Raw genomic sequence first — 3,094 nt, forward strand, 5'->3', positions numbered from 1 at the left:
CTCGAGAAGGCCTGCGAGAAGCGTCCGGTGTCGCTGCGCCAGCTCGAAGAGATCGTGGACGCCGCCGAGAGCCTGCTGACGGAGCAGGAGGACCGCGAGCTCTCGACGAGCGAGATCGGCGCCTTCGCGATGGAGCGCCTGCGCGAGCTCGACCAGGTGGCCTACGTCCGCTTCGCCTCGGTCTACCGCCGTTTCGAGGACGTGGGCGAGTTCATGGACGAGCTGAAGACCCTGCTCAAGAAGAAAGGCACCGCATGAAGTCGCGGGAGAACCCGCTGGACGAGACCACCCGGCTGCCCGACATCCTGCCGGTGCTGCCGCTCAAAGACGCCGTCCTCTACCCGTTCATCATCGTCCCGCTGTCGCTCGGGCGCGAGAGCTCGATTCGAGCCGTCGACCAGTCGCTGGCCGAGAACCGGATGGTTCTCCTGGTGGCGCAGCGTGACGCCGCGATCGAGGAGCCCGAGCAGTCCGACCTCTACGAGGTCGGCACCGCCGCCTCGATCATGCGCATGCTGAAGTTGCCGGACGGCCGGATCCGCCTGCTCGTCCAGGGGGTCGCCCGCGTCCGTCTGGAGCACCTCTCCCGACCCGACGACTTCCCCCAGGCGCGCATCGTGCCGATTCCAGAGAGTCCGGAGAGGCCGGGCTCGCTCGCCACCCAGGCGCTGGTGCGCTCGGCCAAAGAGAGCATGGACCGCATCGTCGGCCTGGGAAAGGGCGTCTCGCCCGAGGTCCTCGTGCTGGTCGCCAACCTCGAGGATCCCGGCCGGCTGGCCGATCTCATCGCCAGCAACCTCGAGCTCGCGATTCCCGACGCGCAGCGGGTGCTCGAGACGATCGACGGCACCGAGCGCCTGAAGATGGTCACCGAATTCATGCTGCGCGAGATCCAGCTGCTCACGATGCAGCAGGAGATCTCTTCCCAGGCCCGCGGCGAGATCGACCGCAACCAGCGCGAGTACTTCCTGCGCCAGCAGCTGCGCGCCATCCAGCTCGAGCTCGGCGAGGAGAACGAGCTCGCCGAGGAGGTCGCGCGCTATCGCAAGCTGGCCGAGGAGAAGAACCTCCCCGACGAGGCGAAGGAAGAGCTCGAGCGCCAGATCCGCCGGCTCGAGCGCGGCCACCCCGACAGCGCCGAGGCGGCCGTTCAACGCACCTACCTCGACTGGCTCACGGGGCTCCCCTGGCAGGCGATGAGCACCGACAACCTCGACCTCGCGCATGCCCGGAAGATCCTCGACGAGGACCACTGGGACCTGGAGAAGATCAAGGATCGGATGCTGGAGTTCCTCGCCGTGAGGAAGCTCAAGGCGAACGCCCGCGGACCGATCCTCTGCTTCGTCGGCCCGCCCGGAGTCGGGAAGACATCTCTCGGGCGCTCGATCGCGCGCGCCATGGGGAGGAAGTTCGTGCGCCTGTCGCTGGGTGGCGTTCGCGACGAAGCCGAGATCCGCGGCCACCGGCGCACCTACGTCGGCGCCCTGCCCGGGCGGATCCTCCAGGGCCTGCACCAGGCCGGAACGTCGAACCCGGTCTTCATGCTCGATGAGATCGACAAGATCGGCGCCGACTTCCGCGGCGACCCGTCGTCGGCCCTGCTGGAGGTCCTCGACCCGGAACAGAACTCGAACTTCCGCGATCACTATCTGGGCGTCGCCTACGATCTGTCGCGCGTCCTGTTCGTCACCACTGCCAATCTCCTCGAGCCGATCCAGCCGGCCTTTCTCGACCGCATGGAGGTCCTGCGCCTCTCGGGCTATACCCTCGAGGAGAAGCTCGCCATCGCGAAGCGCCATCTGCTGCCCAAGACGCTGGCGGACAATGGCCTCTCCGACGCCCACCTCGCGTGGAGCGACGCCGCCCTGCGGCGCACGATCTCGGGCTATACGCGCGAGGCCGGCCTGCGCGGGCTCGAACGCGAGATGGCCAGCGTCTGCCGCAAGGTGGCGATCACCGTCGCCGGCGGCAAGGCGCGGCGGGTGACGCTCGGTCCGCGCACCATCGAGAAGTACCTGGGACAGCCGAAACACACCAGCGAGGACCTGCTCGAGCGCGACCGGGTCGGCGTCGCGACCGGGCTCGCCTGGACTGCGGCCGGCGGGGAGCTCATGTTCATCGAGGTCCTGGCCACCCCCGGCAAGGGCCAGCTCGTGCTCACCGGCCAGTTGGGCGAGGTGATGAAGGAGTCCGCCCAGGCCGCGCTGTCGTTCACCCGCGACTGGGCGGCGCGCCACAGCCACCCGGCGGAGTTCTTCACCCAGAACGACCTGCACGTGCACGTCCCGGCGGGTGCCATCCCGAAGGACGGCCCGTCGGCCGGCATCACCATCGCCGCGGCGCTCGTCTCGACCCTCACCGGGCGCAAGATCGACCGCAAGCTCGCGATGACCGGCGAGATCACCCTGCGCGGCGAGGTGATGGCGATCGGCGGACTCAAGGAGAAGCTGCTCGCTGCGCAGGCGGCCGGCATCCGCTCTGTCGTGCTGCCGAAACTCAACAAGCGCGACCTGGTCGAGATTCCGGCCTCGGCGCACAAGGGCCTCACCCTCCATCTCGTCGAATCGGTCGACGACGTCCTCGACCGCGTCCTTCTGCCGCTTCGCCCCTCGCCCCGGGCCCGGAAAGCGAAGCCGAAGCGGCCCGCGGGACGACCCGCTACAGGCACCGTGAAGGTCGCGCGCTCCGGCCGCAGAACCGGCGCGCGCCCGCGGTGAGCGCGCCGAAGTCCGAAGAGGGCCTCGTGGCCTGGCTTCGGACGCTCACCGCGCGACGCGGCTCCCGCACGACCCTCATCGGCGACGACGCCGCGACGCTGCCTTCCGGCGCGGTGGTCACGGTCGACCAGCAGATCGAAGGCGTGCACTTCCCCACCGGTCTTGCCCCGGCGGTCGTCGCGCGCCGCCTGCTGGCGGTCAACCTTTCCGACATGGCCGCCTCGGGCGCGCGCCCGCGCCACGCATTTCTCGCCCTCGCCGCGCCGCCGGACTTCGATCATCGTGCCTTCTTCCGCGCTCTCGTCCGCGCCTGCGACGGCTTCGGGGTCGCGCTCGCCGGCGGCGATCTCGCGGTGGCGAAGGAGCTCCATCTCTCC

General features: G+C 69.5%; 3 protein-coding genes. All 3 read left to right on the forward strand.

Annotation, left to right across the window (positions count from 1 at the left end; translation table 11 throughout):
* A partial coding sequence (nrdR, locus tag KBI44_21795) for a transcriptional repressor NrdR (GenBank protein ID MBP9147121.1) occupies positions 1–258 on the forward strand: 258 nt, incomplete at its 5' end.
* Positions 255–2,717, forward strand: coding sequence for an endopeptidase La (gene lon, locus KBI44_21800; protein MBP9147122.1), 2,463 nt, complete (start codon positions 255–257; stop codon positions 2,715–2,717). The genes nrdR and lon, both read left to right, overlap by 4 nt.
* Before the next feature lie 26 nt (positions 2,718–2,743).
* The coding region (locus tag KBI44_21805) for a thiamine-phosphate kinase (protein MBP9147123.1) at positions 2,744–3,094 on the forward strand (351 nt) is incomplete at its 3' end.

This window comes from Thermoanaerobaculia bacterium (assembly GCA_018057705.1).
GTDB lineage: Bacteria > Acidobacteriota > Thermoanaerobaculia > Multivoradales > JAGPDF01 > JAGPDF01.

Coding starts and splice junctions, on each gene's coding strand:
- lon (MBP9147122.1), top strand. CDS start 255: ATGAAGTCGCGGGAGAACCCGCTGGACGAGACCACCCGGCTGCCCGAC.